The organism is Ichthyobacterium seriolicida (assembly GCF_002369955.1).
Taxonomy (GTDB): Bacteria; Bacteroidota; Bacteroidia; order Flavobacteriales; family Ichthyobacteriaceae; genus Ichthyobacterium; species Ichthyobacterium seriolicida.
In genome coordinates this window covers 723,530-749,944 of record NZ_AP014564.1, presented here as the reverse complement: position 1 = coordinate 749,944, position 26,415 = coordinate 723,530, and the positions used below count along the sequence as shown (strand labels likewise).

19 protein-coding genes, 1 tRNA gene and 3 pseudogenes are annotated in these 26,415 nt (G+C 31.5%); 12 read left to right on the top strand and 11 right to left on the bottom strand.

All coding sequences use genetic code 11. The annotated features are described in order from the left end of the window. Positions 1 to 28: 28 nt before the first annotated feature. On the bottom strand, positions 29 to 1,540 hold the full coding sequence (gltX, locus tag JBKA6_RS02915) for a glutamate--tRNA ligase (protein ID WP_096685700.1): 1,512 nt from the start codon (positions 1,538 to 1,540) through the stop codon (positions 29 to 31). Between the two features lie 107 nt (positions 1,541 to 1,647). Here gltX and trxA point away from each other — a divergent pair, with 107 nt between their 5' ends. The 7 genes and pseudogenes from trxA to JBKA6_RS08155 form a co-directional block, all read left to right on the top strand. After that, on the top strand, positions 1,648 to 1,965 hold the full coding sequence (gene trxA / locus JBKA6_RS02910) for a thioredoxin (protein ID WP_096685698.1): 318 nt from the start codon (positions 1,648 to 1,650) through the stop codon (positions 1,963 to 1,965). Between the two features lie 46 nt (positions 1,966 to 2,011). Then, entirely contained in the window at positions 2,012 to 3,661 is a 1,650-nt protein-coding gene (locus JBKA6_RS02905; RefSeq protein ID WP_096685696.1) for an FAD/NAD(P)-binding protein, read from the top strand. Between the two features lie 67 nt (positions 3,662 to 3,728). Next, on the top strand, positions 3,729 to 4,754 hold the full coding sequence (locus JBKA6_RS02900) for an NAD(P)H-dependent flavin oxidoreductase (RefSeq protein WP_096685694.1): 1,026 nt from the start codon (positions 3,729 to 3,731) through the stop codon (positions 4,752 to 4,754). 32 nt (positions 4,755 to 4,786) lie between these two features. Continuing rightward, positions 4,787 to 7,624 carry an excinuclease ABC subunit UvrA gene (gene uvrA, locus JBKA6_RS02895; RefSeq protein ID WP_096685692.1) on the top strand — a complete coding sequence of 946 codons (2,838 nt, stop codon included), beginning with the start codon at positions 4,787 to 4,789 and terminating at the stop codon, positions 7,622 to 7,624. 287 nt (positions 7,625 to 7,911) lie between these two features. Continuing rightward, on the top strand, positions 7,912 to 8,133 hold the full coding sequence (locus JBKA6_RS02890; protein WP_096685690.1) for a hypothetical protein: 222 nt from the start codon (positions 7,912 to 7,914) through the stop codon (positions 8,131 to 8,133). A gap of 20 nt (positions 8,134 to 8,153) precedes the next feature. Then, positions 8,154 to 8,288, top strand: a complete 135-nt coding sequence (locus tag JBKA6_RS07910) for a hypothetical protein (RefSeq protein WP_262490688.1) — start codon at positions 8,154 to 8,156, stop codon at positions 8,286 to 8,288. Between the two features lie 114 nt (positions 8,289 to 8,402). Further along, positions 8,403 to 8,562: pseudogene (locus JBKA6_RS08155) on the top strand (IS982 family transposase); the annotation flags it as partial. A gap of 45 nt (positions 8,563 to 8,607) precedes the next feature. On the opposite strand, the gene JBKA6_RS02885 reads toward JBKA6_RS08155, so the two are convergent. From JBKA6_RS02885 to JBKA6_RS02875, 3 genes are read right to left on the bottom strand one after another with little or no spacing between them, the layout of a single operon-like run. After that, positions 8,608 to 9,321 (bottom strand): GLPGLI family protein, encoded by a 714-nt coding sequence (locus JBKA6_RS02885; RefSeq protein ID WP_096685688.1) that lies wholly within the window; start codon positions 9,319 to 9,321, stop codon positions 8,608 to 8,610. 6 nt (positions 9,322 to 9,327) lie between these two features. After that, on the bottom strand, positions 9,328 to 9,780 hold the full coding sequence (locus JBKA6_RS08085) for a MauE/DoxX family redox-associated membrane protein (RefSeq protein WP_394340183.1): 453 nt from the start codon (positions 9,778 to 9,780) through the stop codon (positions 9,328 to 9,330). Continuing rightward, on the bottom strand, positions 9,740 to 10,789 hold the full coding sequence (locus JBKA6_RS02875) for a hypothetical protein (RefSeq protein ID WP_096685684.1): 1,050 nt from the start codon (positions 10,787 to 10,789) through the stop codon (positions 9,740 to 9,742). The genes JBKA6_RS08085 and JBKA6_RS02875 overlap by 41 nt, the downstream gene beginning before the upstream one ends. A 534-nt stretch (positions 10,790 to 11,323) precedes the next feature. Between JBKA6_RS02875 and JBKA6_RS02870 the strand changes: the two genes are divergently transcribed. Together JBKA6_RS02870 and JBKA6_RS02865 are read left to right on the top strand one after the other, a co-directional pair. After that, on the top strand, positions 11,324 to 13,912 hold the full coding sequence (locus JBKA6_RS02870) for a carboxypeptidase-like regulatory domain-containing protein (protein ID WP_096685682.1): 2,589 nt from the start codon (positions 11,324 to 11,326) through the stop codon (positions 13,910 to 13,912). Positions 13,913 to 13,964: 52 nt separating this feature from the next. Continuing rightward, positions 13,965 to 14,657, top strand: a pseudogene (locus JBKA6_RS02865) (IS1595 family transposase). A gap of 630 nt (positions 14,658 to 15,287) precedes the next feature. Here the strand turns inward: JBKA6_RS02865 and JBKA6_RS08080 are convergent. Further along, positions 15,288 to 15,368, bottom strand: a pseudogene (locus tag JBKA6_RS08080) (IS1595-like element ISIse1 family transposase); the annotation flags it as partial. Between the two features lie 115 nt (positions 15,369 to 15,483). Here JBKA6_RS08080 and JBKA6_RS02860 point away from each other — a divergent pair. Together JBKA6_RS02860 and JBKA6_RS02855 are read left to right on the top strand one after the other, a co-directional pair. Then, a complete protein-coding gene (locus JBKA6_RS02860; RefSeq protein ID WP_096685680.1) occupies positions 15,484 to 17,109 on the top strand; it encodes an ABC-F family ATP-binding cassette domain-containing protein in 1,626 nt (541 codons plus the stop codon). A 40-nt stretch (positions 17,110 to 17,149) separates the two neighbouring features. Then, a tRNA-Arg gene (locus tag JBKA6_RS02855) sits at positions 17,150 to 17,223 on the top strand. Positions 17,224 to 17,277: 54 nt separating this feature from the next. Here JBKA6_RS02855 and JBKA6_RS02850 read toward each other — a convergent pair. From JBKA6_RS02850 to JBKA6_RS02840, 3 genes are read right to left on the bottom strand one after another with little or no spacing between them, the layout of a single operon-like run. Further along, positions 17,278 to 17,643 carry a DUF4258 domain-containing protein gene (locus JBKA6_RS02850; protein WP_096685678.1) on the bottom strand — a complete coding sequence of 122 codons (366 nt, stop codon included), beginning with the start codon at positions 17,641 to 17,643 and terminating at the stop codon, positions 17,278 to 17,280. After that, positions 17,631 to 18,044 carry a tRNA (adenosine(37)-N6)-threonylcarbamoyltransferase complex ATPase subunit type 1 TsaE gene (gene tsaE / locus JBKA6_RS02845; protein ID WP_096687349.1) on the bottom strand — a complete coding sequence of 138 codons (414 nt, stop codon included), beginning with the start codon at positions 18,042 to 18,044 and terminating at the stop codon, positions 17,631 to 17,633. The genes JBKA6_RS02850 and tsaE overlap by 13 nt, the downstream gene beginning before the upstream one ends. Positions 18,045 to 18,060: 16 nt before the next feature. Further along, entirely contained in the window at positions 18,061 to 19,389 is a 1,329-nt protein-coding gene (locus tag JBKA6_RS02840) for an anthranilate synthase component I family protein (protein WP_096685676.1), read from the bottom strand. A gap of 275 nt (positions 19,390 to 19,664) precedes the next feature. Here JBKA6_RS02840 and hemA point away from each other — a divergent pair, with 275 nt between their 5' ends. Further along, complete coding sequence (gene hemA / locus JBKA6_RS02835; RefSeq protein ID WP_096685674.1) at positions 19,665 to 20,924, top strand: glutamyl-tRNA reductase; 1,260 nt, start codon at positions 19,665 to 19,667, stop codon at positions 20,922 to 20,924. 48 nt (positions 20,925 to 20,972) lie between these two features. Here hemA and lnt read toward each other — a convergent pair whose 3' ends face one another. The 3 genes from lnt to JBKA6_RS02820 form a co-directional block, all read right to left on the bottom strand. Continuing rightward, a complete protein-coding gene (gene lnt, locus JBKA6_RS02830) occupies positions 20,973 to 22,583 on the bottom strand; it encodes an apolipoprotein N-acyltransferase (protein WP_096685672.1) in 1,611 nt (536 codons plus the stop codon). Between the two features lie 75 nt (positions 22,584 to 22,658). Further along, a complete protein-coding gene (gldJ, locus tag JBKA6_RS02825; protein WP_096685670.1) occupies positions 22,659 to 24,332 on the bottom strand; it encodes a gliding motility lipoprotein GldJ in 1,674 nt (557 codons plus the stop codon). 224 nt (positions 24,333 to 24,556) lie between these two features. Continuing rightward, positions 24,557 to 26,413 (bottom strand): TonB-dependent receptor plug domain-containing protein, encoded by a 1,857-nt coding sequence (locus JBKA6_RS02820; protein WP_172843100.1) that lies wholly within the window; start codon positions 26,411 to 26,413, stop codon positions 24,557 to 24,559. Positions 26,414 to 26,415 lie beyond the last annotated feature (2 nt).

Genomic DNA, 26,415 nt, shown 5'->3' with positions numbered 1-26,415 from the left:
TTTGAAGGAGAGATTGTTATTTTACAGTTTAGCTAAATTCCCTAATAGCTATATCCATTCTGTCTATCACTTCTCTCTTTTCTAGAATTTCACATATCTCAAATAAAGATGGGCCTGTACTTACCCCTGTAATGCATAATCTGAAAATAGGACCTGCACCGCTGAAGGCTAACCCCCTATCTTCTAAGAATTTTTTGAATATAAGATTCAGCTTATCTGATGTGAAAATATCACAACCCTCTAATAACTCTTTTAGTTCAGGCATAAAGTGTAGATTTTTTTTATGCTTTTCTGATATTTCTATACTCTTATAATCAGGTCTTTCAAATAAATACCTCCCTTCTTGTAGTATATCTGGTATAAAAGTAGCTCGCTCTTTCATTATTCCGCAGATCTTAATCAGTTTGTCTTTGGGAATATCTATTTTTTTCTCTTCTATTAAAGGATTGAGTTTTTCTGCTAGAACTTCATTATCGGTATTTACTATATACTTGTGATTAAACCACTTTGTCTTTTCAAAATCAAATTTTGCGCCTGTTTTTCCTACTCTATCTAGAGAAAAACTATCTATTAATTCTTCCATGGAAAATATTTCCTGAGGAGTTCCAGGATTCCAACCCAGTAGGGCTAACATATTTATAAAGGCGTCGGGCATGAATCCCTGCTCTCTGTATCCAGAATATTTCTCCTTGGTGTCGGGGTCGATCCAATCTATAGGGAATACCGAAAAACCCAAACGATCCCCATCTCTTTTACTGAGTTTTCCATTTGCATCAGGCTTTAAAATCAGAGGCAAGTGAGAAAGACTTGGGGCTTCCCAACCAAAGTACTTATAGAGGACTACATGCAAGGGAGCCGATGGCAACCATTCTTCCCCACGGATCACATGGGTTATTTCCATTAGATGATCATCGACCACATTAGCTAAGTGATAGGTAGGCATACCGTCTCCTTTAAATAAGATCTTATCATCCATATTATTGGTGTTTACTGATACCCATCCCCTTATCTCATCTAAAAACTTTATGTCCTCATCCCTGTTTAACTTTATTCTTATTACGTATTGATCATTATTTTTCAATCTATTTTCCACATCTTCTCTTGGAAGGGTCAGAGAGTTTTTCATAGAACCCCTGGTAATACTGTTGTATTGCCAAGTCTTGCCACCAGACTTCTTTACCCTATCTCTCATCTGTTCTAATTCTTCAGGTGTGTCAAAAGCGTAATAGGCATGCCCTTTATCTATTAAAAGATCGGCAAATTTTTTATATATATCCTTCCTTTTGGATTGTTTGTACGGACCGTAATTCCCACCTATATCATCTCCTTCATCTATTTTTATTCCACACCACTCTAAAGATTCTTTGATGTATTTCTCTGCTCCCTCTACAAATCTATTAGCGTCTGTATCCTCTATTCTAAGGATAAAATCTCCATTGTGTTTTTTGGCGAATAAGTAGTTGTAAAGCGCAGTACGGACTCCTCCCAAATGCAACGGTCCCGTAGGACTCGGAGCGAATCTGACTCTTATTTTTTTCATGAAAAGGTGAGATTAATAGGGGCGCTAATTTAGAAAAAAAAGTAACTTAAATTTTAATGTATAAAGTCGTAAATTCGCAGTTTTTAAACTAAAAAAGCACAATTATTATGGCATTTGAAATAACAGATTCAAATTTTCAAGAAGAGATATTAAATTCAGACAAAGTATCTCTTGTAGATTTTTCAGCTACTTGGTGTGGTCCATGTAAAACACTATCGCCAATAATAGACGAGCTGCATGAAGAGTTCAAAGGAAAAGCAATAGTAGGAAAATTAGACGTAGATAACAACCAAGAGACAGCTGGGAAATATGGAGTTAGAAGCGTTCCTACCATTTTGATAATAAAAAATGGAGAAGTGGTAGACAAACACGTTGGGGTAGCTAGTAAAGAAGAATTAGAGAAAAAAATAAATGCCCATTTATAAATTTATGAGGTTCAAACACCTGAATCGATAATATAAACGGATCAATATGCGTTTGGCTATTGTTGGTATGGGGCCTAGGGGAACATCCCTTCTAGAGCGCATTGTTTCTCATGTCATTGAATTAAAAATTACTGATAAAATAGAGTTATTTTTAATTTTTAAAAATAAACACTTGGGATCGGGGTGCCACGATCCTAAAATCTCTCAACATATCAAGATAAACACAGTAGCCAGTCAAGTGACCATGTATTTTGGTCAAGAGATGGGGGATTGCGATCCTATATATGAAGGGCCTAACCTCTATGAATGGTATTTTGAAAACAAATCACAGAATGTAGATAAAGGAGATTATCTCTCTAGAAAGGATTTGGGAGAATATCTCAATCATTTCTATCGGGAGCAGAAAAAACGTATGATTGACAATAATATTGTATTTCACGAAAAAAATGAAGAAGCAATAGATATTGTAGAGTGTGAAAATGGCGTTAAAATATACACTACTCAAAATGAGTATTTAGTTTGCAAATGTGTTTTGTGTAATGGGCATCAGACTTTTGAACAATCCCAATACGAGTATTTCAAGGATATATCAAAGATTGGAGAGCTAAGTAGAAAAACAGATAAATTCTCTATTGCCATACAAGGCATGGGGCTTACAGCCTTTGATATTATTAGTGAACTCACCGAAGGGGCAGGCGGCATCTTTCAAGATATAGACAATGGTAAGTTAAAATATATTCCTAGTGGAAAAGAACCACAGATATACTTATTTTCTCGTTCGGGGGTGTTCTTATCTGGCAGAGCTTATAATTCAGATACTGAGTATATCTATACACCGAGATTCTTCACTAAAGAAGCTGTGGATTTGCTCAAAAAGAATAATGCTAAACTAGATTTTAGAAGTAATATATTACCTCTTGTAGTAAAAGAATTAGAATTTGCTTACAAGGATAGGGGAGGCGAGGGAGAATTAGATATAGACAAGTTTTTTGCTCCAGAGAGAAATCTCAATACCTCCTCTCCAAAGGAGTTCAGAGACAGCTTTATGGATTATCTGCGTTGGGATATTCAACAATGTCGATTAGGTAAATTTAATAGCCCTTATAAATTCTGTCAGGATATTATCAGAGATATCAGAGATGTTTTGAGATATGCTGTGGAATACAAAGGTCTGACACGTGAGAGTTATCAAGATTTTATATCAGCATGGCAATCTATTTTTAATAAAATATGTGTAGGTCCGCCATATATGAGATTACAGCAGCTAGAAGCCTTGATAGAAGCTGGGGTTTGCAGTATAGAATACGCCAAATATCCTAAGATTAACAAAGGTGATAAATACATGCTTTATAGCACATACGACAGAGAAAATAATGAGGTAGAAGTAGATTCTTTGATAAAAGCCAGAATACCATCTTTGAATTATAGAAATAGTAAGGATTTGCTCATCAGTAATATTTCTAAGAGATATAAACTATTTAGATATGGTGATTTTTTTCATGGTGGTTTAGAAATAGACAAAACTCATAGGATAAAAACCGAGAGTGGTAAAGTCTGTGAAAATATATACGGTTTGGGTCTTATTACCGAAGGATCTAAATATTTCACACTGGTATTGGGCAGGCCCAATATGATATCTACATTTTTGTACGACAACAATAAGGTGGCTTCACATTTATTAGGTAGTTTTATATAGTTTTAGATTTAAATTTAAAAATCTACAGTTATTTTCGAGGGTTCTAGATAATTTAAAAATTAAAATTATGAGTGATAATAGCCTTTGTGAGAGATTGAAAATTAAGTATCCTATTATACAGGCGCCTATGGCTGGCGGGATAATAAGTCCAGAGGTTGTCTCGAAGGTTTCAAATTTTGGTATGTTGGGAAGCATTCCAAGTGGATACCTAACTATTGACGATATAGAAAAATTTATAGTTGAAGTTAAGAGTAAGACATCGCATTCATTTCAGGTAAATGTATTTGCAGATTATAATGAATACAATCTGTTAAATCTCAAAAAACCAGAAGAGATCATTAGTATTGAAAGAGAAATAGGGATGTATGAATCTGACTTTTTTGATATTCCATCACAATCTAAAGTCTCTGAAATTGTACAATTAACTATTGATCATAAGGTGAGAATTTTGAGCACCACATTTGGAATATTCAACAGTGATGATATAGAAAAATTAAAGAGGGCTGGTGTAAGGATAATGACCACTATCAATAATTTAGAAGAGCTTAAAATAGCTGTCAGTGACGGAGGATCAGATGTAATTGTCTTTCAAAATTCTGATGCAGGAGGTCATGTAGGAGGCTTTATAAGTGAGAGTTCTCATAGTGATTTTTTATCAGTTGATAATTTGAAAAGAGAATATCCTAGTATTTATATAATTAAATCTGGTGGAGTAATAGATAAATCTGGAGTTAAAAGTGCTTTGAATGACAGCTATGATGGAGTTCAAATAGGAACGGGTTTTTTAATGACCCAAGAGAGCACAGCCAATGATTTATATAAAAATGTGTTAGTAGAGACAAAAAACCAAGATGATATTATATTTACAAGTAGCATTACTGGCAAGATGGCAAAGGGTATCAAAAACAAACTGTCGTCATTAGAGATAAAAGGCAAAGTAGAATATCCATTTTTGCATTATGCCACTAAGGGTATTAGAAATTTTGCCAAGGGGAAATCTATGAGAGAATACCAATCTTTTTGGACGGGAAAGGGAGCTATTGAGATTAATGAGATCAATTCCTTGGAAGATTTTATGTCGTCTCTAATTTGACTTAAATTCCTTGAGATAGAAAAAAGAATAGTATGCAAAGTGAATTTATAGTCGTCTTAGGTGCCAAAGAGCATAATCTAAAAAACATAGATGTAAAAATACCTAAAAACAAATTGGTTGTAATCACTGGTTTGAGTGGCAGTGGGAAGTCTTCACTCGCCTTTGATACTATTTACGCCGAGGGTCAGAGGAGGTATATAGAAACTTTCTCTGCCTATGGCAGAAAATTCTTAGGTATTATGGAACGCCCTAATGTGGATAAGATAGATGGGCTATCTCCAGTTATTTCCATAGACCAAAAGACTGTTTATAAAAATCCTCGTTCTACAGTCGGTACGATTACAGAGATATATGATTTTCTACGCGTCTTGTACGCTCGTTGTGCAGATGCCTATTCCTATGAAACCTCTGAAAAGATGGTCTCTTATACCGATGAGGAAATAGTAGAAAACATACTAGAAAAAAACGACGGTAAAATGGTTTATATACTCTCTTCAGTAGTGAGATCTAGAAAAGGCCATTACAGAGAGCTATTCGAAAAAATTTCTAAAAGAGGATTTATACAAGCTTTTGTCGATAATGAATTAATAGAAATAACAAAAGATCTACAATTAGATAGATATAAACTTCACGATATAGATATAGTAATCGATAAACTCAGTATCAATAAGGCTAATATCAACAGGATATCAGCAAGTGTAAAAACGGCTTTGGACAACGGAGAAGGGGTTATGAAATTATACGATTCTAAAGCAAAGAATTTCGTCTATTTCAGCAGGAAACTAATGTGCCCTACTACAGGGATATCTTATTCTACTGCTGAACCTAACTTTTTTTCTTTTAATTCTCCCAAGGGCAGTTGTCCTGATTGTAAAGGCTTGGGTTATAGCTATGGTGTAGACGAGAGAAAAATAATTACAGATTTAGAAAAGAGTATAAAACAAGGGGGGATAACACCTTTAGTTGGAAAAAACAAGAGTTGGATTTACGATGAGATAGGTATAATACTATCTGTATATGATCTGACTTTTGATACTCCTATAAAAAATTTTCCAAAAGAAGCCATAGATATCATCTTGTATGGAGGGAATAAAAAGGTTTCCAAAGAAATAGGCAACATAGGTGTTTCCAAAGATTTTTATATAGATTTTAAAGGTATTGCTAATTTTATAAGTGATAATTACAATAATTCAGATTCTCCTACTCTAAAACGATGGGCAGAGAAATATATAGATAAGACTATTTGCCCGCAGTGTAAAGGGCTCAGATTAAATAAAATATCTCTGAGTTTTAAAATAATGGATAAGAACATTTCAGAATTATCACAATTAGATTTATTGACTTCTATTGATTTCATAAAAAAAATACCTGATTTTTTAAATCAAAGACAAAATCTGATTGCGCGGGAGATATTAAAGGAAATATCCCTTAGGGTAAATTTTTTAATTGATTTGGGTTTAGGATATCTCTCGTTGAGCAGGACTTCAGATACTCTTTCGGGAGGGGAGGCTCAAAGAATTAGGTTAACCACTCAGATAGGTTCGCAGCTTGTAGGGGTAACTTACATCTTGGATGAACCTAGCATAGGTCTACATCAAATAGACAACATAAAGCTGATTAGTTCTCTAAAGAAATTGAGGGATTTAGGCAATAGTGTAATAGTGGTAGAACATGACAAAGAGGTAATGGAACATTCAGATTACATATTAGACATGGGGCCCTTTGCAGGGGTGAAAGGAGGAGAGATAGTCGCTCAAGGCACTTTAGAAGATATTAAGAGTCAGAGTACTTTAACGGCTCAGTATTTGAATAATAGTAAGGCTATAGAAATTCCTGAAAAGAGAAGATGTGGTACAGGAAAAGATTTGATTTTAAAAGGAGCTAAAGGAAATAATCTCAAAAATATAGATGTGGTTTTCCCATTGGGAAAGATGATATGTATAACAGGTGTTTCTGGAAGTGGTAAGTCGAGTCTTATAAACGGCACTTTATATCCAATTTTGAGTAAGCATTTTTATAATTCTGTCAAGGAACCATTGTCATATGGTTCTATCGAGGGGATTGAAAATATCGACAAAGTAGTAAATGTAAATCAGGATCCTATAGGTCGTACTCCTCGTTCTAATCCAGCTACTTATGTGGGGGTATTGTCCGATATAAGATCTGTTTTTTCTGTGTTACCAGATTCAAAGATAAGGGGATATAAATCTGGTCGTTTTTCTTTTAATGTACCTGGAGGGAGATGCGAATCTTGTAAGGGAGCAGGTGTAAGCACTTTGGAGATGCATTTTTTGCCAGACGTTTACGTGTGTTGTGAATCTTGCAATGGTAATAGGTTTAATAGAGAAACTTTAGAGATAAAATACAAGGGCAAATCTATTTCGGACGTCTTAAATATGACTGTAAATACTGCTGTAGATTTCTTCAAAAATATACCTAAGGTATATAAGAAGTTAAAAACCATGAGAGATGTGGGTTTGGGATATATCACCCTTGGTCAGCCATCTAATACTATCTCAGGAGGAGAGGCACAACGTTTGAAATTAGCTTTAGAATTATCTAAAAGACATACGGGCAAAACTCTTTATATTTTGGATGAGCCAACCACAGGCTTGCATTTTGAAGATATAAAAGTGTTGTTAGATATACTCAATAAACTAGTAGAAAAGCAAAATACAGTTATTGTAATAGAGCATAATATGGATGTGATAAAAGTAGTTGATCACATAATAGATATAGGTCCCAAAGGAGGAGTAGAAGGTGGGAATATAGTGTGTTTTGGCACTCCAGAGAGCATAGCAGAAAATACTGAGAGTTCTACGACTATGTTTTTAAAAAAAGAATTAAATCTTAACGACACTCTAAATTAGGCTCTTTTTCTATTGGAGAAATATAACTATCTATTTATTATCTTAAATAGGATATAACTAAAAATAAGTATTTTCTTAATGAAAAAAACTTCGTAGGATCATTCAACAAAATCAAAAAAATACACTCAAACTTTTTTTCATATCCCAATGGCATGAGTTAGCCCGATAGGGTTAAAAAGCTTGCTGAAGACTTTAATATAAGCAAATCAATAGTTTATAAGTATTCAAAAGACCTAGGTTGAAGAGAGCTATTAGCAGAGTAGAATAAAAACAACCCCGATGATGCATTGCCTGATAATAATACCCGTATTGAGTTTTTAAATCCCCATAATTCAGGTGAGACCTTGGTAGATAGGTGCATAGCTTTTAATGAGGGCTTGGTAAACGATCTAGCTATTTTAATAGCCTACTATACAGCTAAGATAAACTCGTTATACACCTACGATGATAGTGGTAATGTTTTAAGCACATCAAATGAGAATATTCAGAAAATAAATACCATAAGCTAATAAACAAAGCTAAGAGAGACATGAAAGATCAGCTCAAGCCTTCAGAACTCAAACACCTCTATGATGTTCAGGAGAAGATTTCCAAGATAAACACTAAAGAAGAAAATATGGGATTTTCTACTTTTTTAGCTCTGAGAGAGGCTACAAAAAAATGATCCAAACCGATACTGAATTGAGGAATAATCCTAAATCAATTTTTAACTATTTTTGACGAAAGAGTTCGACTATGAATAAAAACAAAAAAATATGTCATTTTTTATTTACACACTCTAAGGGATAGTGTCCAGATAGAGCATTCTAGACATAGAAGTTTCGCTAATTTTCTAACCAATATCATTTCTGGACTTATTGCTTACAAGTTTTTCGCTTAAAAAACCCTCTATTAATCATCCAATCGTCAGCAATGCCTGTCTTAACTCCGTTTATTAATCTAACTAAAATCTCTAAATAAGAAACCCTTGTTTAAATTTCTGATTATTTATTTCTCCTTCTCATGAGATCTCTTTTTAAGAATAAGGAATTAAAATTTTCAGTGTTTTCTTTGATCATATTTTTTTTAATTTCTTCTAATTTTTCCTCAAAAATACTGCTTTCCACATGTGATATAGATGTCAATTTATTTAATGAAGATTTATTTTCAGATTCTAATACAAGTCCAGGCAAATTATGATATATATATGGTCCGATACCTATAGGAATTTCAGGAGAAAACCAAACTATATGATCAGGGTATTTTTTCAAGAAAGCTTTTATGCATTCGTAATTACTTATCCTCTTTCTTTCTTTGGTTATTTCCCATTCTAAAAAAGAATCATCATCTTGGACATGAACATCTGAATTGGAAATATTTTCTTTTGAATAAAGAGTATTATTGTTTTTGTATGCAAAAACAACATTATATGTACCTTTAGACCTTTCTCCCTGTTTTATAGAATCTAGAGCATAGATAGACGTATTTTCCCTTGAATCGTAAAACAAAGAATAAAAAAACTTAATTTTCTTTATTTCAGAAACAAGGAAATCATACATATCTAGATTTTTAAATTGACTCTTTAAATTCTTAATGGCGGCTGCTGTAAGCGGACTACTTTCGTAAGTAATTTTAAAAATTGGTTTATTTTTTTCCTGTCCCTTTGATTCAAAGAGAATAGTATTAAAAATAACTAGTAGGATAAAGAGTGTTTTCATAAAAGATTACTTATGAATAGATTTACGTTTACGCTTAAATAAAAAAGTTAAGGATAGCATAGTTATGACTATTAAATTAAAAGTTATATGTTGTAAAAACGTCATTTGAGAAATTACGCCTCCACATCCACATGTGGAGAATTTACCAATAATTTTCGCAAAAATTATGTAAAAAGTGAATGCTGTCATAGATAATAAAGAAACATGAATAGATTTTTTATGTCTTAACACTATTAAGGATATAACTAGTAGTTCTATTGCTATTACTATAAAAGATACAGGTTGAATAAGTTGTGGATAAAAAATACCTGTTTTAACTATATTAAGCTGGAAGCCTTGTATATTCAATATTTTGAAAACTGCCGTATAGGAAAAAATAATTAATGTCAATATCTCTACAAGTGGAGAATATGTTTTTTTAATTTTTTCTTTCAATCTTGTATAGGATTTTGTTGTCATAATCAGAAAAAAGGTATAAATCTTTATGTATTTTTTTTACAGTTATAGAACCTGAATTATAAAAATCAATAGTTTGATCAAATAGATAAGAACCAATATGTGTTTTATTTAAAACAGAGTATAATTCTAATAAAATTCCCTTTTTGTTAGCATTGAAGTTTAATAAATAGTCATCTATCGCAATAGAAGCAAAGTAAATTTCACCCACTTTCTTTTCTCTATACATATAGTTATAATATAGATCACCTGTAAATTTAAACTTATCAAGTGTAAGGTCACTAACTGGATGTCTGCTAGTGACAGTTATTAGTTTATCTTTTTCTAAATCCAAAACGTGTGTTTTATTCAAATAATAATTATTATAGGTAACCTTTTCTCCATTTAGAAAAAAATACCCTAACATCCTTAAAGAAGCTTCTACTGAATTTTTATTTAATTCTACCTCTTGTATTAACACGGGATTATTAAGAGAGTTAGAGTCTTTGTCAAGATAAAATCTATAAAACCCGTTAGTTGTTTCTTCATGTCTATCAGGTTTCCTTTTTGCTCCGAATACCAAGATATCTGTTTGAGAAATAATTACAAACTCATCAATAACAAAGTCTTTTGGAGGTCTTATCTCTTTAAGAGTATCATTATTTAAATCGTATATGCTAATAGAAGTTCTATTCTTTGAAAAGAATAAGTAATTATCGAAAATAAAAATAGATTCAAAACTCTGTAAGTATTTATAGACTTTTTGGTCTATCTTTATACTTCTTAGAGAATCTAGTTTTTCATCAAACACATTAATTTTTTTATTGTGATAGATGTATACATATTCATTATTTGATCTAATAACATCCCCTTTAATATTTTTAGATCCTACTTTTGAAATCTTAAAAACATCACTATTGTTTTTTATATTATCAAAAATTACAGATCCTCGCACGTTGTTGTATTTATCGTTTTTACATGAATTTAAAAAAATAACAGTTACAGCCAATAGATAGAATTTGAAATAAGACATTTATAATAATTTGTAAGGAATTAGATGGATTTTATTAATACTAAACCAGTAAAAACTGCTTCTACATAACATAAATAGTTTTTAACGCTTATCGAGATGCTTCACAAAATTTGGAGAAGAATAAACATAAGATTAACACAGAAGCACACAAGACAATTGTCAGAAGTAATATTTTTTTCATAATTCATTCTTTTAAAATTAAATGATAGGCGTGCTATCAAACATATAAATAATACTCAGTAACATTCGTTTTTTTTGAAAAAATTTTATCAAGTCTAAAAAAATCTCTGGCAACCCTCGTAAAATTAATAGAATCGCTTAACGAAAACATTTGAAAGTCTTTAAATAATTGTATCTTGAGAGAGATATGCTAATACTCATCTTATTCTGTATACTAGCGAGGTAATTTGTCGACACTCTGACACTTTTTTTGCAATCTTGCGATTTTGACTTCAAGCATAAGGATTTTATTTGTATTTATGTTAATTTCCCTTAAGAGGTTATCTTGAGTAAATAACATCAACATAATAATAAATGACTTTTAAAAACATCATCTCATGCCTGTTATTATCAACATCTATTTATTCTCAAACTAGAATTTTAAAAGGACATGTCTATGATAAAAAAAATCAAGAGATAGGAGGAGCAACACTTGTGTTGTATAGCGATAAAGATGATATAATTTCGTATACCACTTCTGACAAAAAGGGTAGTTTTGAAATCAAAGACTCTTTGAAAATAGAATATAGATTGGTAGTTAGACATGTTTCTTTTTTAGAAAAGACAAAGGTTTTCTCAAAAAAAGATTTGGAAAAAGAAGAGATTATTATAGATTTTATCTTAGAAAACAACACTCTCAACTTAGAAGAAATTGTAGTCACATCTGATAAAAAAGGAACTCATACACTTGATCTAAGCAAGCTAAATATACAAGAATCCGATGACTTAAAAACTATTTTAGAAAAAAATCCAAACCTTGCAATCGATGACAGTGGAGTTATAATTTACAAAGGGAAAAATATAGACAAAATTTTAATAAACAATAAAGAAGCTTTTGTCAACCAAAATGAACTAGCATTAAAAAGTGTAAAAAAGAGAATGATAAAGAATATTCAGGTAATAGATGATTACAAAGACGATTTTTATATCAGTTTTGATGAAGTAGGAGAAACCGTTTTAAACTTAAATACTAAGGAGAGTTTTAAAAATGTATTTACTGGATCTGTTTCCGCAAATTATGGCTATCACAACAAGTACCAATTAAAAGGAGACGGGTTTTTATTCTCAGAAAACACAAATGCTTTTGTCACAAACAACACGAATAATATAATAAGTACCAGTATCAGCAACATAGAACTCGGCAATATTTTTGGCCGGCATAGTTCTTTTTCTCCTTATGAGATCGCCGAGCTCAGTAAAATAATCTCATTGCAAAAACAGGTTAAGAATTATTTTTTTAGCATTTCTAACCTAACCTTGAGAAATACTATGGAAAAATTAAGACACTCTAGCGTATATTATTATATCAAACCCTCTAAGGTTAAAACTATTTACGAAAATATCAACACTCTTGAAAATAAAGCTTTGTCAAAGAGTTATAATGAGATGACCTCAAATGGAAATTCAGTTTTAGGAAGAACCTCTATAGACTATAAATTATCTAGAAAAATAATCGCATCTAATCTCGTAGGAATATACTTTGCAGATAATAACTATGACAACAACATAAAAAATACTCTCTTTAAAAATGAAAGTTTTAGCGATAATTACACTGAGTTCTACAGTTCTAATAGAGTATTTTCCATTTTCAATAACTCGGTATTAACAATGAAAACAGCTAAGAATATAATCCTAAAAGCTAACGTATATATGAAAATGGAAAACGACTCTATGAATAATAAATACACTATTGATGATATTCTATCAAACAATAATCAAGATTTTAATTTTAAAAGAAACATCATTGAGCCCTCTTTGTCTTTTAATCATAAATTGAACGAAGATTTTGAATATTCCATAGTTTCGGATTATACTTTTTCTAATGAATATTTGAAAGAGAAAATAAATGATAATAATTCCATAAAAAGAAGAATTAATAATTCTAGTATAGGTATAAAAATATGGGGAGAAATACTTGAAAATATAAGTTATGACGCGTCCTTTTCTCTGGCGAGAAATACCAACAAGCTCTCTCTTGACAAAGAGAATAACTCTTTATTTATCCCTATTCAATTTTATGTGAAGCATGAAAAAGGAAATCATAGTATTGTTTGTACTTTCAATAGAAGTGAATCTATTAATAATTTAGAATCAGGTATAAATAGAACTAGTAGTAGTAATATAATATTAATTGGAAGAGAAGATTATCCAATTGAATACAGCGAGTCAAATAATGGAAATATCTATTACAGTTACAATAATCTTTTCTACGGAGAGTCATTTTCTATAGGCTCAAGTTACTCTAAGCATAAAAACTATCTATCTAGAACTCTTTTAGACATAGAAGAAAATTTCTTCAAGTTTAGGCTTTTCACTGCAGATTCTCGAAGTACATACACTGTTTATTCTGATTTTAGTAAAACTTTGTTTCAAATAACTTATCCTGTAAAACTTTATTTGAAAATAAATGCTAGTAGTTCATTCTATCCATCTATGATAAATGAAAAAAAAGTGTCCCAAAATGAAGTGGCTCTTTATCCTAAATTTAAGATAGAAACTCTTTCCGATCATTTAATAAATTTCAAAACATCCTTTGGTCTTTCTTTTGGATATAATAAATTAACGAGAAAAACACATGATAGCTATATATACAATAGAGTTATAAAAAGTTCCTTTTCAATTCTTTTTAAGAATGAGAATTTGAATGGAAAAATGACTTTACTGTACAACAATAGGTTAATAAATAACAAGATTTACAACACACAAGAGATAAACGTATCTCTTTCTTACAAAATCGAAAAAATAACCTTTAGTATTTCTTCCAGGAATTTTGGGCAACTTTTCTCTATATATGATAATTTTCAGTATAAATCTCGTCTAACTATATCGGATGGAATTGATAAGGTAGTAATAAATAACAAACCTCTAGCATATATAATTTTTGGAATTACCTACGACTTCTAAATTTTTAAGGTTCAAGACAACTTAAGGCAAGTTTATATGTGTGCAAACCCTTATCCTATCTATGAAAAATGAGCATATAATCCGTTTGAGAATTTCTGAGGCAAAATTCATGTCTATTTTACGGTTATCTCACCTAGATATTCAAGCGAAAAAAGTTAGTAAATTGACTGATGTAAACCGTTATACTATCAACAAAATTTTTGACAGATTACGTTTGTTAATTGCTCAAAAATGCGAAGAAGAAAGCCTCTTTAATCAAGGGGAAATAGAATTAGATGAGAGTTATTTTGGAGCTAAACGAGCTAGGGGAAAAAGGGGACGAGGATCAGGAGGAAAAGTTCCTGTATTTGGCATGTTAAAGAGAGAAGGAAAAGTTTATACACAAATTGTAAAAAACTGCTCATAATAAGTAATAATGCCTATTATAAAGAGCAGAGCAAGTAAAGAAAGTACAATTTATACTGATGGTTTTAAGTCTTATGACAGCTTGGTAAACTATGGTTATAAGAAGCATTATAGAGTAAAACATAGTGAAAATGAATTTACTAAAGGAGTAAATCACATTAATGGAATTGAGAGTTTTTGGGGACTATGTAAAGTTCGATTATCCAGATTTAGAGGAGTCCATAAACACAATTTTTATTATCACCTAAAAGAGTGTGAATGGAGATTTAATTATCGCAATGAAAATTTGTATTCTTATCTGTCAAAATGGCTAAGAAAAAATCCCCTTAAGTTGTCTTGAACCGAATTCTATTAATACTAAACCAACAAAAACTGCTTCTACATAACAGAAACAGTTTTTATTGGCAAGAAGCGTAGAATAAGTTTACATATCCTTCTTTTCAATTAACGGGAACCTTTATCTATTACTATTGCTTTCAAATCTCCGCGAACTACTACACCCTCTGATTTATAACATATGCTCCGTGAACTTGAACAAACATACACCGTATCCTCTTCTTGATTAAAATTTGAAAAGGAATAAGCATAAGTTAATAAACAAGTACTTAAGGAAATTGTGAGAAATAATAATTTTTTCATAATTTGTTTCTTTAAATTAAACGATAAACATGCCCGAAATATATAAATAATTTTCAATAAAGTTCGTTTTTTTTGCAAAAATTTTATCAAATCCAAAAAAAATCTCTGGTAACCCTAGTAAAATTAATAGAATCGCTTAACGAAAACATTTGAAAGTCTTTAAATAACTATATCTTAAGAGGCATATGCTAATATTCATCTTATTCTATACACTATATCGGATGGAATTGATGAGGTAGTAATAAATAACGGACCTCTAGCATATATAATTTTTGGAATTACCTACAACTTCTAAATTTTTAATTCAATTTACATTCTCAGTAATAACCTTGCAAAATAACCGTAAAATAGACCTGAATTTTGCCTCAAAAATTCTCAAACGAATTATATACTCATTTTTCATAGATAAGATAAGGATTTACACGCATATAAATTTACCTTAAGTTTGTCTTGAACCGAAACATATATAGATATAAAAAATTACCTTTGTGCCCCTAATTCTACAACTCAAAAAATAATTTATTATCATGCTTACAGTATCCGATCTGTCCGTTCAGTTTGGCAAAAGGGTTCTTTTCGACCAAGTAAATATCAAATTTACAACTCAAAATTGCTACGGTGTAATTGGCGCTAACGGTGCTGGAAAGTCTACTCTCTTAAAAATCCTATCCAAAGAAGAAGAGCCCACATCTGGCTCTATACACATAGAACAAGGCAAAAGGATGTCTGTTTTATCTCAGGACCATTTTGCTTTTGACAAATATCAAGTTTTAGAAACTGTAATAATGGGCAATAAACCTCTTTATTCGGTAAAATCTAAGATGGATGCCATTTATGCTAAAGAAGACTTTTCGGAAGAAGATGGATTAAAAGTGGCAGACTTAGGTCTCAAATATGAAGAGATGGGCGGATGGGTAGCCGAAAGCGATGCCGCATCATTGTTATCCTCTCTAGGAATATTCGAAGACACACATTATTCCAATGTGGGAGAACTCACAGAAAAAGAAAAAGTTAGAGTTTTATTAGCCCAAGCTCTGTTTGGCAATCCAGATATCTTAATACTTGATGAGCCGACTAACGGACTTGACGTGGATACCATATCATGGCTGGAGAATTTTCTCGCAGATTTTGAAAACACCGTTATAGTGGTATCTCACGATCGTCATTTTTTAGATTCTGTATGCACGCGTATTGTAGACATAGATTACGGAAAAATAAATGTATTTACTGGAAATTATACTTTTTGGCATGAGAGTAGTCAATTGGCTTTAAAACAAAAGAGCCAGGATAATAAAAAGATAGAAGACAAAAGAAAAGAATTGCAGTCTTTTATAGATCGTTTTAGCGCTAATGCTTCTAAATCCAAACAAGCTACAAGTAGAAAAAAGTTATTAGAAAAACTCAATATAGATGAGATAAAACCATCTAATAGAAAATATCCAGGTATTATCTTCGAACAAGAAAGAGAGGTAGGAGATCAAATATTGCATGTCAAAAAAATGTCTAAATCCTTAGAAGGAGAATGCCTGTTCAAAAATATTGATATCAATTTAAACAAAGGAGATAAAGTAGCCATTTTATCTAAAAACAGTTTAGCCACCACATATTTTTATCAAATATTAGCAGGAGAAATTGAACCAGACTCTGGAGAATACAACTGGGGAATAACTACCAAAACTGCTTTTTTGCCTTATGATAACTCTGAGTATTTTCAAAGTGATGACAATCTGGTAGAGTGGCTGACTAGATATGCTAAAGACAATGAGAAAGATGAAATTTTTATAAGAGGATTTTTAGGTAAAATGCTCTTTTCTAAAGAAGAAGCTCTAAAGCCTTGTAATGTGCTTTCAGGTGGGGAGAAAGTCAGGTGTATGATCTCTAGAATGATGTTATTGAGAGCTAATGTGCTACTTTTAGATGAGCCTACTAGGCATTTAGATATGGAGTCCATAACTGCTTTTAATAATTCTTTAAAGACATTTAAGGGAACCGTATTATTGACAACACACGATCACGAATTTGTCCAAACAGTGGCCAACAGAATTATAGAGATAACTCCCAATGGCACTATAGACAAAAACTGTACTTACGATGAGTATATATCCTCTAGTGATATAAAAAAGATAAGGGAAGAGATTTATTCTAACTCTTAGTTTTTTGGCAAAAAAACTGTTAATTTTGAGGTCCAAATTAGGCTCCGTAGCATAACTGAATAGTGCACTTGATTACGGCTCAAGAGGTTGCAGGTTTGAATCCTGCCGGAGTCACTTTTAATTATAAAACTTTATTTTTTCCCTCCTAAATATTTAAACCTAAATATTTTAATCATTTTTTCTTTTAGCATGAATTAAAAGAGCTGTACTATCACAGTTTTTTACTCTCACAATGAAAGATTCGGATTCTATCTGATATATCTTACAAGAATCTAAAGAAGTATCGCTCTCGGAGAAATTTACATCTCCATCTTTCAACATTTTTTTTACTTGAAGGGTATCTATATCCAAACTCTCTAACTGTTGCTTTGATTCATCTGTGAATAATAAATATTTGCTATTTATATTTTTTAACACTCTGGCTGTAGGCATATACGAAAAAGAAATATCTCTATCTCTAAAAAAGAAATATGTTATTAATATACCTATTCCAATCCCTATTATGTAGTAATAAAACCTCTTTAATAATTGCACTGTATAATTCTGTTATATCCACTTAGTTTCATGTTAATCCGAACAGCTCCCTCTGGTATTATATCAGCAAACTTATCGCTCCACTCTATAAAACAATAATAACCAGAATAAAAATACTCTTCACATCCCGTATCGTAAATCTCAAATTTGTCATTTAACCTATAAAAATCTAAATGATAAATAGGCGAACTGTCCAAAGCAGAAAGATATTCATTTATGATTGAAAAACTGGGGCTAGAAGTATTATCTTCTACACCTAAAACTTTTAATATTTCTTTTATCAAAGTAGTTTTGCCAACTCCCATCTCTCCATTTAGACAAAATATCTTTGATGTTTTTCTCGTGATAATATCCTTTGCTATAGCAAATAAGTCTTCCTTATTTTTAGCGATATATTCCATTTTATATAACTTTGAATTATCTATATTCACTTAATACTTTTATCATTGCCTTTGCTTTTAACATACACTCTTGATATTCTTCTTCGGGAATAGATAGAGAGGTAATAGCGCCTCCAGTGATAAACGACACATACTTTTTTGTGCTATTATAAAGAATACTGCGTATTACAACATTAAAATCAAAATCCCCTCCAGGGGTGATATAGCCAACCGATCCAGAATATATACCCCTTTTTGTGCTCTCATATTTTTCTAATAATTGCATGGCTTTTATTTTAGGTGCTCCAGTCATAGATCCCATTGGGAAAGCCTTTTTTATCACATTTTCTATTGAAACATCACTTTTTAATTCCGCTGTTATAGTCGATATTAACTGATGTACTTGTTCGAATGTGTAAACCCCGCATAATTCTTCTACTTTAACACTATTGTCAGCAGCGAAATGAGAGAGATCATTCCTAACTAAATCTACTACTATTATATTTTCTGTTTGCTCTTTCAAAGAGTTTTTCAAGGATTCAATAATTAAAGGATCCTCATATTTATCTCCTCTTTTTGCCGTCCCCTTAATAGGTTGAGAAATGATTTTATCCTCTGTTTTCTTCAAAAATCTCTCTGGAGAAGCACAAATCAAAAACCGATCTTCAAACTTGTAAAAACAAGAAAATGGAGCTTTGGAAATACTATTTAAAGACTTAAATACATCTTCGGGTCGTATAGTGATCTCTTCTGCAAAAAATTCTTGACAAAAATTTACTTCATAGATATTTCCTTTTTGAATTTCTTCCAATAATTTTTTTACAGCCATTATATAGGCCTCTTTAGAAATGCGATTTTTTATCTCTATCTCACACTGTAAAACAGATGTATCAGTCTCCGTATTTAAATTTAATATTTGGAAAAAATCATTTTCTATTTCCTCGACACTTACATTTTTTAATGCTAAACACTCTAAAACATTACCCTTTAAAATAAAAATTTTTTGTGGCTGAAAAAAATACATAGATGGAAAATTAATTCCATCGAAATTTCTAGAATATACCTCTTCCGTATCGTTTTTTAAATCATAACTAAAATGACCAAAAAGCCAATCATCTACTTCTTTTCTAAAAGAAATCAACTCATCAAAAGCTCCTTTTTCAGATTCACATAATAATTCTCTTTCAACTCCCAATGCCAAGATGAAATCAAAAGTTTTGTATTTATCTCTATTGTATTGATTAGAATCTAACAGTATTGCTTTATCGTACTTAGAATTAGTCCATTTTAAGATCTGTGCCTTACAAATGTCTACATCATCTATGTATTTTGAAACTCTTATTCTATCTTTAAACTCAATATGCATTTCTAAAATTATAAGATATCAAAAGTCAAAAGTAAAATTCGCAGCACAGTAGTTCTCATCCTAAGAAAATATTATAGACACTCTTTCAAATTCAACCCCCAAAGATAATCCAACTTAAAATTTAATTAGTCTGTAAAATAATTACCCTTTCATTTCTTACACATTTTATAACTGCTCATTTTAATTACAAGCTTTTTATTTTTACCTTCGCGTTGGTCTGTTATTACGTATTTTAATACCTATTTTTACAATATTATTTTTATCCGACTGAGTATATGATTGAGCACATAGAGCAAGGGAAACATCTGTTTGTCGTTGGATTGAGTTATGAGAAGGCAAATAGCGAATTGAGAGGGCTTTTCAATATTTCTGAAGATCTTAAAGAAGATGTTTTTAAGTATGCTCTAGGTCTAGGGGTAGACTCACTGCTGATTATTTCAACTTGTAACAGAACTGAACTCTACGCTTTTGCTCATGATAAAAGTCTCTTAATCGATATATTCTGTAAATATTCCAATGGAAATAAAGATTTATTTGATAGCATAAGCTATACCTATACTGATCAAAAAGCTATAACACATTTATATGAAGTCGGTTGTGGTCTTAAAAGTCAAATATTAGGAGATTTTGAAATCATAGGACAACTTAAAAAAGCTGTTAGATCTTCTAAAAAAAATGGAGTGTTGAGCAGTTTTTTCGAAAGGCTTACAAACAGTGTAATGCAGGCTAGTAAAACTATAAAAAACAGCACTCTTCTAAGTGATGGGGCCGCTTCGGTCTCTTTTGCAGCTGCTAATTATATTATTAAAAATGTCGATACTCTGCCTCAAAAGACCATTTTACTATATGGAATGGGAAAAATGGGCAAAAATACTTGTGAAAATTTAGTAAAACACACTACTTGCAAAAGCATTAAACTATACAACAGGACAGTAGAAAATGCAGAAAAATTTGCCGGAAAAATGAAATTGGATCTAGTAGACCCTAAAGACATAACTGAGCAAATAAATTTAGCTGATATATTGATAGTTTCTACATCATCAACAGTCCCCCTAATTACAGTAAATGACATCTATTCTAAGAGAGACATTTTGATTTTAGATTTATCTATTCCTAGAAATGTAGATCACAAAGTACAAGAGATGAAAAATATAACTTACCTAGATGTAGATCAGATATCTAAAATAGTAAGCAGTACTCTAAAAAACAGAGAAAGTCAGATACCATTGGCCAAAGAGATAATACAAGAGCATAAAAAAGATTTTCTCGAGTGGGTAAAAACTAGGAAATTCGCCCCTACCATAAATGCTTTTAGAGATATGCTAAATGATATAAAATATGCCGAAATAGACTTTTTAGAAAAAAAAATGCCTTCTTTCAATAAAGAAGATGCCCATTTGATATCATCTAGGATGATACAGAGAATAACCACACAAATTGCCAATCACATAATTAAAAATGATGGCAGCTCTATTGACATTATAAATAATGTATTCGACCTAAAAAGCACTAAAAAAGTTATTAGCCCTAAGTGATCTTATATCATAAGATTGACAAAATAAGTACACTTGAAATAATTTATATCAACTATCTAAGCTAGTTTTTATATATCTCATTTTCAACAAAATTGAGATGTACAGAAGTATGATTATTACGGATAATAAAAGAGCTATCCTAGCTATATAGTCTCCATTTTTAGAGTAAAAAGTAAGGGATTTATTAATATGTAATTGACCTTCTAATACTCCTCTTTCACCATATGGTAGACTGTCTACTATCTCCCCTTTCTGATTTATTATGGCAGATATTCCCGTATTTGCAGATCTGGCTATTGATCTCCTATTTTCTATAGCCCTAATCTTAGAATACGCTAGATGTTGTTTGTGTCCTTGACTATCACTCCACCAACCATCATTGGTGACTATAAATAATAACTCTGCTCCTTTTTTTAAATATTCGGTGATATATTGTCCAAATACAGATTCATAACATATTATGGGGGCAACTTTAATCCCATTTTTATTGAAAAAAACCTCTCTACTATCTTGTGTTCCTAAACTTCCATATACCCCTCCCAAATCTACAAATCTATTGCCTATAATAGGCTTTACTATACTACTAAATGGCAATATTTCCACTCCAGGAACTAGTTTGGATTTGTGATATATATCTATACTATCCCCATCATGCAATTGTATAGCTGAATTATAAATATCATACCAAATATCGTAATCTATATACTTTCTGGCAGAATAGGGCAAAACATCCCCTTGATTGTAATCTCTTTTAGAAGTTATTCCTATTACAGTGTATAGTTCAGGATATTGACTTGTATATTTTTTTAATTCTAAAATACTTATTTCACTCTCTAATTCAGATGTGTCTATTTGATTGGGTAATGAAGTTTCAGGAGATATTAGATAGTCCTTTTCGGTTAAATCTACGTCCTTAACTAGATCAAATATATTTTCAATCATACTATAATTAGTAAAATTGAACTTTTCTGTGTAACTATCTATATTGGGCTGCAGTATACAAACATCTACCTTTTGACCATTTTCTTCATAGTTAGACAATATTAAATGGGATATAATTATGGGAGCTGTAATACACAATGCTATATATATGCTCTGTTTCCTCAATACAGACTTTTGCTTTGTTTTCCTGAAATACAGATAACTTTTAAAGGAGACCACATTTATAACCCAAATCCATAAACTACCACCTAGACTACCAGTGTATTCATACCATTGGACAATATCCGAATTATTAGAAAACACATTCCCTAAGTTGAGCCAAGGCCATGCCAAATCCCATATTGTCTGGAGCTTTTCATAGCAGATGAATAACATAACCAATAATATAAGAGATAAATTATATCCTAATATTTTTTTTACCTTACTGTATACTACAAATATAATGCTCATAAAAAGAGCAGTAGATGAAATAGTCAAAAAAGCACCTATAACAGTAGAATAAAACAGCCAATAGGTAGTAGATAGATTCCAGATAAATAAAGAGATATAAGAAAGACCAAAAACCTTTATAGTTCTAAACCTTTGGTCTCCTAAGCTATCTATGGCTAATAATAAAGGAACAAAAGAGAAAAAAATCAGATAAGATAATCCATAAGTCGGCCAAGAACAAGACAGAGCCAAGCCTGAAACTAAACTTAAAAAAGTAGCCTTCTTCATAAAGAAACTGAAATAAGAGTCTGCCTCTGGCTATATTACTGTTCTTTGTATTTTTATATTCCAGGTGAGAAAAAGCTATTGTCTAACACCTTCGTATTGTCTCCCTTTAAGGGATACCTCTCCGAGTTTATCCATAGCACACCTGAACCCTATAAATGCATTAGATAAATCCTGATGTAAAAACCTTCTATTTGAAGGATCTAACCAAAAAGCCCTATCTGCCCAAGAACCACCCTTATATACCCTAACATCATTATTTATGAAAGTGCTCCCCTTGGTGTCGTACTTCCCAGTTATTTTCCCCGTATTGTCTACCTCTACAGTATTCTTTGGATCATTATACATAGGCTTTTTAGCTCCGAAAGAAGCCTTAACAGATAATTCATCTCCGTCTAAATAATCCCTATTATCAGATATTTGATAATTTTTTCTCATATAAGTATCATTGGGTGTGATATTCTCTTCTAATAACTGACCAGGTAGATTCTTAGCCATAATCCTACCAGTTGCAAGAGTATCGTATTTTATTTCCTCTTCCCCAACCCTAACTCTATTACCTTCAGCATCCAATTTGGACTTTTTGAAAATATTACCTCTATGATACTTAAAATCTTCTAAATCTCCTTCTCCCTGAACACTAGGCCTATATACATCTAAAACCCACTCAGAAACATTACCAGCCATATCATATAAGCCATAATCATTAGGCGGATACGATTTTACAGGAGCAGTCACATCTGCTTTATCAGTAGTCCATCCAGCAACACCACTATAATTACCTTGACTTAATTTAAAGTTAGCTAATAAGTAACCATCGTCATCTGTTAGCTTTTTACCTGACCAAGGATAAAGCCTGCCTCCTTCTACATTACTACCTGTTCTTTCACCTATTAGTGCAAGTGCAGCATACTCCCATTCAGCTTCTGTAGGAAGCCTATACTTAGGTAATAAAATACCATCCTCTACATTTACATGTCTACCTTCAAAATTAGAATTTGTAACCTCTTCAGAAGAAGTAGTATAATCAGGTAAGCCCCTTTCATAAACCCCCTCAGTATTGCCACCAAACACCTTTTCTGGATCATCTAAATATGCATCTGTTACAAAATTAGAACCTCCCTTTATAATTTTATCCTTAGAACCATTTACGTCCTTTAGTACTCCCAAATCTATCAGAGCCTTTTCATTTACTCTATCCGTCCTCCACTCAGCGTACTTTGTAGCTTGAACCCAACTCACCCCAACAACAGGATAATCATTATACGCGGGATGTCTTAAATAATTATTGACATAAACTTCGTTGTAGGAAAATCTATCACGCCACACCAAAGTATCCGGGAGAGCCGACTTATAAATATTTTTGAAAAATTCTTCTGAAGGAGGGAAAACCCTCTGTAACCAAAATAAATACTCCCTGTACATAACATTAGTTACCTCGGTCTCATCCATAAAAAAAGAAGGAACGTGTTTCCTAATAGATGTAACATTCCAATCAGCCATTACATCATCACGAGACCTTCCCATAATGAAAGAGCCACCCTCTATAAAGACTAATCCTGGAGCTGCTTGCTGACCAGAATAACCAGTATTTACAGAAAAACCTCCATTTGCTGGATCATTAAAACCCCATCCAGTCGCACTACTTGCACCAGAACTACAAGAATTTAGAAAAATCAAGGACAAAAAAGACAAAACAAAAAATATTCTATCGAGAATAACGTTTTCTAGTATTTGCTTAAAATAAATCATATTCTTTTCTTTTTAAAGAAGCAGACAAATTTAAAGTATTATTTTATACAATCATAATTACAAAAACTAACCATCGAGTTACATATATATCAGTATAAAATTGAAATTTCAAATGTAAAATTAACTACTTGACACCAATCTAAAATCTTAAACGAAATAACAAAAAAACAGAAAACAGATACCTCCTGTTTTTACGCCGTAAGATAACAAAAATATACAGAAAACTATATCACATAGTTAACACCTATTGAAAAACTTATCCCAGAGGTATTATAACCATACATTGTCATAAAGTCTTTGTCGAGCAGATTGTATATAAATAGTGATAAAGTCAGATTCTTATCTTCTAAAAATTTATAATTAGCATGAAGATCTAATAAACCAAATGGCTTTAAAGTTTTTACGATACTCTTTTTCTCTTTCATATCATATACATTTTCCTCTCTTTTACTCGTATATCTATACTGCAGATTTAAATTAGAATTTTCAAATGGAATTATATTTACTCCTACTCCATATTTCTGTTTTGGAATTTTGTAAAATAATTCCTCTTTATCAGTCCATAAAAGACTAACATCTCCCAAAATAGATAACATGTAATTTATATCGTATTTCAAATTCAATTCACTACCATGAACTGTTCTCTTATCATCTATATTAGCATAACGCATGCGATCGTATATAATAGCATTATTTTCTTGCCTATGGAAATATAAAATATCCAAATTAAATCTGTTAAATGAATATAGAGATATCCCTCCTTCTATATTGTATATTTGTTCAGGCTTTAGCTCTTTGTATCCATACTTAGAAAATAATTGATATAAACTAGGAGCATTAAAAGAATTAGATAAATTCGTTTTTATTACTAAATCTGTATTATCAGTAATCCCAAATAAATAAGACAAACTCGTGTTATACACAAAATTCATTCCATAATTGCTATGATTATTTAATCTAGCTCCTAGATGAAAATTCAGCCCATTCCAATTAGAAAGAGTAGAAAAATAAGCATCTAAAACATCGTATTTACCTTTGTCAGTGTTTCCAAATGATAGATTATCCATAGAAAACCTATTATAGTCCGACCCAATCAATATTTTTAATCTCTCTGAAATAGTATACTTAAAATATAATTTCATATTGTGGGACATCCCTCTGTAAAAACTATTTCTCTTATCAAGAGAGGTAAAATCTTCCCTTTTTATATCGTTTAACAAATAATACAAGGAAACAGATAAATCTTCTGCAGGTTCATATACCCCTTTAATAGAAATATTCTTCTGCTTACTAACTCCATTTTGTTCGCCATCTGAGAATGATCCAAAATCGTAATCATGCTTGTATTTGGTATAACTCGCCTCTACCTCTGTAAATATATTTTCATATGGAGAACCCATAAAATTAACAGTTGCATTTTGCCTGTGGAATCCATCATTATCAAATTTTTCATCACTATTATTTGTCTTAGCAGATGAAAACCCATCAGAATAAGTATTACTGAGAAACATACTCGTATTGATATTTTCTGAATTTAGATACAATTGAATATTATTGTCAAAAGTATTGTGAGAAGAGTATCTATGATTGGTAGATAATGACAAATCCTTAGAGTATTTTTTTAGCTTTATATCTATTACTGTAGCTGCATTAGATCCATATAATGCACTTGCTCCACTTTTGACTATTTCTATCTGTTGCACTTGAGATAAGTCTACATTCCTGAGATCGTAAGTAAAAGAAATTCCTGAAGGATCTGTCAATGGCTTACCATTTATTAATATGAGAACATCCTTTGTCCTACCCCCTCTGATGTAATAAGCTAAATTATTACCCAAATTACCATGAGTTCCATTTATCTCTATACCAGAAACTTGATTTATTAACTGAGATATACTTTTGCCCTGTTGTTTTTCTATATCCTCTTCTGAAATAAGGACTACACTATTTCCCGAAATTTTCAGTGGAACCCTAAACTGAGTATCGGTAACTACCACCTCCTTTAACTCTTTAACTTTCTGTGCCATAGCACTTAAACTTAAATACATCAAAATCATTAATAAGCTTGTTTTTTTTCTCATAA

Coding starts and splice junctions, on each gene's coding strand:
- gltX (WP_096685700.1), bottom strand. CDS start 1,540: ATGAAAAAAATAAGAGTCAGATTCGCTCCGAGTCCTACGGGACCGTTG.
- trxA (WP_096685698.1), top strand. CDS start 1,648: ATGGCATTTGAAATAACAGATTCAAATTTTCAAGAAGAGATATTAAAT.
- JBKA6_RS02905 (WP_096685696.1), top strand. CDS start 2,012: ATGCGTTTGGCTATTGTTGGTATGGGGCCTAGGGGAACATCCCTTCTA.
- JBKA6_RS02900 (WP_096685694.1), top strand. CDS start 3,729: ATGAGTGATAATAGCCTTTGTGAGAGATTGAAAATTAAGTATCCTATT.
- uvrA (WP_096685692.1), top strand. CDS start 4,787: ATGCAAAGTGAATTTATAGTCGTCTTAGGTGCCAAAGAGCATAATCTA.
- JBKA6_RS07910 (WP_262490688.1), top strand. CDS start 8,154: ATGAAAGATCAGCTCAAGCCTTCAGAACTCAAACACCTCTATGATGTT.
- JBKA6_RS02885 (WP_096685688.1), bottom strand. CDS start 9,321: ATGAAAACACTCTTTATCCTACTAGTTATTTTTAATACTATTCTCTTT.
- JBKA6_RS08085 (WP_394340183.1), bottom strand. CDS start 9,780: ATGACAACAAAATCCTATACAAGATTGAAAGAAAAAATTAAAAAAACA.
- JBKA6_RS02875 (WP_096685684.1), bottom strand. CDS start 10,789: ATGTCTTATTTCAAATTCTATCTATTGGCTGTAACTGTTATTTTTTTA.
- JBKA6_RS02870 (WP_096685682.1), top strand. CDS start 11,324: ATGACTTTTAAAAACATCATCTCATGCCTGTTATTATCAACATCTATT.
- JBKA6_RS02860 (WP_096685680.1), top strand. CDS start 15,484: ATGCTTACAGTATCCGATCTGTCCGTTCAGTTTGGCAAAAGGGTTCTT.
- tsaE (WP_096687349.1), bottom strand. CDS start 18,044: ATGGAATATATCGCTAAAAATAAGGAAGACTTATTTGCTATAGCAAAG.
- JBKA6_RS02840 (WP_096685676.1), bottom strand. CDS start 19,389: ATGCATATTGAGTTTAAAGATAGAATAAGAGTTTCAAAATACATAGAT.
- hemA (WP_096685674.1), top strand. CDS start 19,665: ATGATTGAGCACATAGAGCAAGGGAAACATCTGTTTGTCGTTGGATTG.
- lnt (WP_096685672.1), bottom strand. CDS start 22,583: ATGAAGAAGGCTACTTTTTTAAGTTTAGTTTCAGGCTTGGCTCTGTCT.
- gldJ (WP_096685670.1), bottom strand. CDS start 24,332: ATGATTTATTTTAAGCAAATACTAGAAAACGTTATTCTCGATAGAATA.
- JBKA6_RS02820 (WP_172843100.1), bottom strand. CDS start 26,413: ATGAGAAAAAAAACAAGCTTATTAATGATTTTGATGTATTTAAGTTTA.